The organism is uncultured Subdoligranulum sp. (genome assembly GCF_937890665.1).
In genome coordinates this window covers 1-4928 of record NZ_CALADU010000320.1, presented here as the reverse complement: position 1 = coordinate 4928, position 4928 = coordinate 1, and the positions used below count along the sequence as shown (strand labels likewise).

The 4928-nt window shown below is 40.8% G+C and carries 2 protein-coding genes; both read right to left on the bottom strand.

Annotation, left to right across the window (positions count from 1 at the left end):
- Positions 1-225 precede the first annotated feature (225 nt).
- Positions 226-3201: a type III restriction-modification system endonuclease gene (locus tag Q0526_RS18345; protein WP_298736892.1), complete on the bottom strand. Its 2976-nt coding sequence runs from the start codon at positions 3199-3201 to the stop codon at positions 226-228.
- Between the two features lie 14 nt (positions 3202-3215).
- The coding region (locus Q0526_RS18340) for a site-specific DNA-methyltransferase (RefSeq protein ID WP_298736889.1) at positions 3216-4928 on the bottom strand (1713 nt) is incomplete at its 5' end.

Below are 4928 nucleotides of genomic sequence, written 5' to 3'. Positions count from 1 at the left end.
GTGGAGGCAAAACTCCACCCTTGTGCTTTTCTAAATTTCTATTTGACGCTTACCAAGAATCAACTGAATAATTTAATTATCAATTAGCAATAATGCGATATCAAATCCAGAACAACTTTGAACTCTTTTAAGCAAAGGAGCGGACAAAGCAGTGTACTTTGTCCGCTCCCATTATTTTATTTTTTACTAGCAAAGGATTTCAACTTTATATTGCAGCCGGGCCATTTAATGAAGAATTTCCTGTATGATCTGAACCATTTGTTTGTTTTTTAGCTGGTCGCAAAAATGAACCGTATAGCCCTCCTTAGAAAGGGTCTCAAAGAATACTCGTGCACATTCAATTTTTGCCAGCTCGGTTCCTCGAAGGTCATCTTTCCCTTCGACATCTTTTGTTTCAACCACAATATTTAGTTCTTTTTCTCCAGAAGCCTTTTTCACGACATACATAAAGTCCGGACTATATGTGCCACCAGTAATTGTAGGTATTGCAATACTGTTGCGTGGAATTTTTCCATATACGACCACCTCTTCAATATCTGTTGTCATATTACTCTTTTCCAGCGGTGAATCATATGCATAGGAATCATACAAATACTTTCCACTAGGTGTTCCGGGATCAATTTTTGTACCGATCCGGCCTTGTGCAATTTCTTCTCTCGGCGTACCATCCTCATAGGTTAAAGAGGTTGCACCACACGCCATATTGCTTTTAGTATACCGGAAATGCCCCTGCAGATGCTTAGTCTTCCAGTCTTGGAATTCTGCACAGAATACGCTTACAGTACTTTCGTTAATGTATTTGTTTTCGACGGCCCCATGCTTTTTGCTATAGGCAATCAGCGCCCTATGCAAAGTGGCAATAGGAATATTGGTTGCACGCATAATTCGGGTTAAGAATGCGCCATATGGGATGGAACGTATAATTGTATATTCAACACCGGTTCCAATCACAGTACGCATCTGTTCTCCATCACTTTCAACAATGTCACGACTGCTACGCATGACTACATCAGTGAACACCCCTGGCTTTTCGAATATAGAAAGTACGACAGCCTCCATATCCTCATTCAAATCCGCATCATAAAACAGCAGATAACGCTGGTTGATTTTCTCCCAGAACTCTCGCAATTCATTGTATACGGCTTTACGAATTTTAACAGGTTTTGGCTTGTCTTTATTCCTATCCTTAACCTTTCCCGTTTTTAAGCCAACCGCGAACGCAGGATACGCTTCAAAGAATTGAGCTCTGGTTTCTGGGCGGATATGATTATGCCTGTCAATATAATGCTTATCGTACAGCTCATCAAACAAATCATCCGGACCCATTCCAAGTTTCTGCGCAACCTGAGTGAGACGATCTTCAGTAATAACAGACACCTGGGGAATTTCACCATTTATCTGATCAACCAATTTTTGTGCAAAATCCGCCTCTGTAAAATCCACAATGTAGTTCAGCTGAAATTCTTCGTTGGAAATACGGTTGCCATTTTCATCTACAGGCAGTCGCAATCCTCTACCAACTTCCTGTAACTTGCTATTTTCACTACCGCTGGAACGCAATTTGACAATTGTAAACACATTAGGGTTGTCCCATCCCTCTTTAAGAGTCCATTTGGAGAATAGGAATCGTAAGGTGTTGTATGTGCCATCGGCATTACGGAAAGATAGCAATTGTTTTTTCCCATTGAGAATTACATCTACCTCTTTAGCAATTTCCTCGTCAGAGTCACTATTGTCCTGTGCGAAATAGCCTGCATGGCAAGCAGAAATATTCGCAAGCGAGGCTTCCAGATAAGCTCTATATTCCACCTCATGTTCCGTAAGTATGGAAATAGTATGTTCAATTTTTTCTCTCAGAAGCCGCTCAAAGGCAGTAAGCAGATAAGCGTTTTTTCCCTCATCGTTCGGACGATAGGAGGAAATGTCATCAATAAAAAACAACGCCAGTGTTTTAATTTTAAATGTTCGATTACAAAAATTTTCCCGTTCAGTTTCGAAATGCCTTTCCAGAGCCAGACGCATCATCTGCTCTTGATAGGAGGACATATATACATCAACATCCATCTCTTCACCAGAGGTCTTGCTCACACCATTAGAAAACTCGACCGTATTGGCTGTAATCGCAGTAATTGTTATACCCTCAAAGGCATCACTAACAATAGCAAGGGAATCCCCTGTTTTCAGCACGAAGTTTTTTGTCCCTTGCCCTCTTTTCTTTCGTTGGAAGGTGACCGAATCCTTGCTTGCAATAGAGAGAATTTTCACCTTTTCTTCCTGTTTAGATAATGGATTAAAATGCTCCTTTGCCACACCTTTGATCAATCCTTGATTGAAAGCTTCGCAGGCGTTGAGATCATACAGAAGATTTTGATAGTCTTTTACTGTGATTTTATTTTTGCCACGTCCAGTGACGATTTCTGGAAATGTAGCGCCGTAGCGAATAATACACTGTGGCTGAATTTCCTTCATAATAACCTGAAACGCCTTTTGATCACGAGAGAAACGATGCGGCTCATCAATCATGACGACAGGTTTTGTCGCACGGAGTGCATCAAAAGGGCGATAAAATCCCTCTACCCCATAGTCATAGTCATCACGCCACAACAATCCGGCATCTCTACCGTTTCGCTTTGCATTGCTGGTCAAAAGCTGCATATTCACCAGAAGAACATAAATCTTCTTGGTGTTCTGACAACTTCCCTTAATAAAATCACTGACAACACTTGGGAAATAGCTTCGTCCCCTTTTCTTGTTCTTCGGCGCTTCCAGTATTCCAAGTTCAATCGCTGTACCATATCCGCAACCATCGGTGAAATGTCGTCGGGCATATTCATCTTGCATAAACTGTGCTGTACCAGATTTGATAGCTAAAGACGGAACAGCAATTATAAATTTATTAATTCCGTAGCGCTTATGTAGCTCATAGATGGTTTTGGTATAGACATATGTTTTGCCTGTGCCCGTTTCCATCTTGATGTCCAAATTTAGGCATGTGCCAATTGGTGCAGAACTCCGATATTCCGCAGGAACTGCCTTTTGCAGGTCGTGTAAATTAGCAGCCAGCCTACGGTCTTCCAAATCAATTTGTGGATTCTCATAAAACTGCACCGGAGGTGTGATCGTCACACCTTCCAATGCATCACATACCGCATCGATTGCTTTTTGTTGATGAGGTAGACCTTGTTGGAGGATCAATTCCATACCGTAATTCCTCCTTAATAGCGAATATCATAGTTGATTCGCAAATTCTTTTCTGTATCCCTTAAGCGCGCCAAATTCACTTTCAGCGATTCCATCTCGGTCCATTTGAAGTTATAGCCAAACAAAACAACATTTTCCGGATTGAAAGTTCCGTCAGTCTCATATTTTTCCGTGATGGCCGCAATTGCTTCATTGCTTAGATTTTGGTTAATAAGATACAAGTGCTTACCCATGTAATATCCGGTGTAACCAGCAAAATCAATGGCTTCAACTGGCGCGGTAAATCCATACCCATCTCGCACGAGCCAAGTTGTCAGAACAGTGGGAACTCCAAAGTCTTCTAAAATAGTATTGGTAATGTACATTCCATTGTCGTCTGGAGAAAATTCCTGTAACATGTCTAAGGTACTATCAGAAGGCTCCATCAGTGTAAAATGGCGGAATCCAAGGTCTGCCACAGTATCTGGTTTTTTTTCTTTAATTTTCTTGCCAGCCCGGAGAATACGTTCCATACCAATCTGGTCAAGTGTACCGGGACGCCCAATACTTTGTAAAAACTCTTTTGCTACTTTTTGACTTATTATATTTTCATCTAAAATAGAGGGTAACTGAACCATGATATAACGGTACTTCTTATCCATTGTCATTACTGCATGGGCAGTGGTTGCTGAGCCAGAAAAAAAGTCCAAAACAATATCATTTTCGTTCATATTAGGGGCAATTTGAATTATTCGTTTCACAAAATCAACCGGCTTTACATAATCAAATACTTTTACGCCGTCAAATAATTCACGCACTTCTCTGGTGGCCTTTTTGTTTCCGTCCAATTCTGTCCAGAGCGGAGACGGCCTTTTACTTCTCCCCTCAAGGTAGTATTTTACATACGGCCACCAAACTTCTTCTCCATTTCGAGTGGTTTTTTTCCAAAGGATATATCCGTCTTCAACAAGCTTTTTATAAGTTTTCTCTTCAACACGCCAACAACTATCATATCCCGCAGTAGCAGTGGGATATACATCATTTCCGTCAGGGTCTTTTATTGCATAATACATATTGGGCCGATCTTCGCGGCGATCATTGCTGCCAGTCTTACGAAGCTGATCGTATGCATATTTTCCAAAACTATCTTCATTATTAAAGCGTTTCAAATCATGATCCGTTAAAGGTAAACCCTCAATGTCAAGATCTGGTTTGCGCCCATAAACAAACGCATAGTCAAAGGAGGAACCTAATCCTCCACTATCTTGTCCAGTTGTTTGGCCCGTGGAACGGCAAATGCAACCCATACAATTTTCTTCGCCAAAAATATCATCGCAAATTAATTTCAAATTTGCCTGCTCATTATCATCAATTGAGATAAAGATTGCACCATCGTCACACAACAGGTCCCTTGCCAGTAACAACCTTGGATATATGAACATCAACCATGCAGAATGAGAAGCGCTCCCACGTTTAGTCAAATCAAGAATCCGTGCTGCCTGTTCTTCACTAATACTGAGCTTATCCGATAATTCCTCTGCTGTAAAATTGTAACTGTCTTTATATACAAAACCGTCAGATCCCGTGTTATATGGAGGATCAATATAGATGCATTTCACTTTTTTCGCATAGGACTTTAGGAGATGTTTTAGCCCATCTATATTGTCACCACTAATATATACATTTTGACTATGTACATTCGGAGGTGCGGACAAAAAGTTGGACTGGATACACTTAAAAGGGAGATT

Coding starts and splice junctions, on each gene's coding strand:
- Q0526_RS18345 (WP_298736892.1), bottom strand. CDS start 3,201: ATGGAATTGATCCTCCAACAAGGTCTACCTCATCAACAAAAAGCAATC.